General features: G+C 41.9%; 3 protein-coding genes. 1 reads left to right on the forward strand and 2 read right to left on the reverse strand.

Features of this window, described 5'->3' with window-relative positions; genetic code table 11:
* The first annotated feature begins 302 nt into the window (after positions 1–302).
* Positions 303–689 carry a hypothetical protein gene (locus RIFP1SYM_RS17680; RefSeq protein ID WP_138921959.1) on the forward strand — a complete coding sequence of 129 codons (387 nt, stop codon included), beginning with the start codon at positions 303–305 and terminating at the stop codon, positions 687–689.
* 104 nt (positions 690–793) lie between these two features.
* Here the strand turns inward: RIFP1SYM_RS17680 and RIFP1SYM_RS16090 are convergent, their stop codons facing one another.
* Positions 794–1,048, reverse strand: coding sequence for a Txe/YoeB family addiction module toxin (locus RIFP1SYM_RS16090; protein WP_039960868.1), 255 nt, complete (start codon positions 1,046–1,048; stop codon positions 794–796).
* On the reverse strand, positions 1,045–1,296 hold the full coding sequence (locus RIFP1SYM_RS17220) for a type II toxin-antitoxin system Phd/YefM family antitoxin (protein WP_081417794.1): 252 nt from the start codon (positions 1,294–1,296) through the stop codon (positions 1,045–1,047). Before RIFP1SYM_RS17220 ends, RIFP1SYM_RS16090 begins: the two co-directional genes overlap by 4 nt.
* Positions 1,297–1,422 lie beyond the last annotated feature (126 nt).

Below are 1,422 nucleotides of genomic sequence, written 5' to 3' on the forward strand. Positions count from 1 at the left end.
CTAGGAAAAATTTTAGTAGAAATCAAGAACAATTACTTCCTCTTTTTTTGAGGCTGATGCATCAGAATATATGCCTAGAGAATTAATAGAAATAGCAAATAGAGTTCGCGAAAAAAATGAAGATCAGCCTGAACATGTTATTCGAAGAAAGGTGAGAGATACTTGTGATCGTATGAAAAGGCGATACGGGAAAGTAACACAAGGCGCAGTAGACGCTGAACAAGGCGCTGCACACGGATAAATTACTCGCTGCGCTCCTAATTTACCGGTGAGCAAGGCGCTAGCCTCATAAGGAGAAAGAATTGGGCTGGGAAATAATATCAGGTGCCGTTATCGCTCTATTAGCCGTTCTAGACTCACGTCGTGAGAATGAACAGAATAGAGTCAATGAATCTCTACAAGCATTAGGTGATGCATATTATTCCACGGTTACTTACTACGACACCGACTTTACAAACAGCAGCGCTAAACGACACGAGCAGTTGCTGTTAGCGCAAAAATGGGACAGAGTCGCGAATCTAACTAGACAATTCGACAGCAATATCGCAAGCCGCTTCAGCCTTAAAAGTCGTTTTTGGCAAGACGGTGAGGCGTGGAGTAGCTCTAAAATTAAAGGCGCAAAAATAAGCTTAGAAAATATTAGAAGAGATGTAAGATTTTTACTTATACCTAAACAGAAAAAAGGCTAACAAATTCATCCAGCGGACAGTCAAAAGGTTCACGATTTTTGCATCCGCAAAAAATCGCGCCCCTTTCGCCTGTCGCTGATGAGGGCGTTATGTGCAATTGAGGGTTAGTAGTGGTATCTAAGTTGAGCAATATGAACGGATTCAGAGTCAACTTTGTAAATGATTCTGTGTTCATCATTTATCCGCCTAGACCAGTAGCCGGATAAGGCATGCTTAAGTGGCTCTGGTTTACCGATGCCCTCGAAAGGTGAGCGTTGAATATCTTTTATTAGTGAGTTGATGCGCTTAATCATTTTTTTATCGACCTTTTGCCAATATAGGTAGTCATCCCAGGCATGATCGGCAAAAATGAGGTTCATTCGCTTAATTCTCTTGGTTTTCCATTGCCATTCTCAATTTGAGAAATAGATTCGATAAGCCTCTTCATGTTCTTGGGGCTACGAAGAAGGTATGCTGTTTCCTCTAGAGATTCATAATCTTCAAGTGAGAGCATGACAACCGATCGTTCATTTTTCCTAGTAATAACAACAGGTTCGTGGTCATCACATATGCTTTCCATAGTTTTGGCTAGGTTCGAGCGGGCAGCAGTATAGCTAAGGGCTTTCATTGTTACGCATCCTAATGTGGTACATGTACTTAATATTGTACGTCATGGCATTGCACATAACAAGGCAATTTCAGTCGGACGCCAAAAAGCTCCGCTGCGCTCCACTTTTTGTCGCCGCTGAATTGC

The sequence above is a fragment of the endosymbiont of Riftia pachyptila (vent Ph05) genome, from assembly GCF_000224455.1.
Taxonomy (GTDB): domain Bacteria; phylum Pseudomonadota; class Gammaproteobacteria; order Chromatiales; family Chromatiaceae; genus Endoriftia; species Endoriftia persephonae.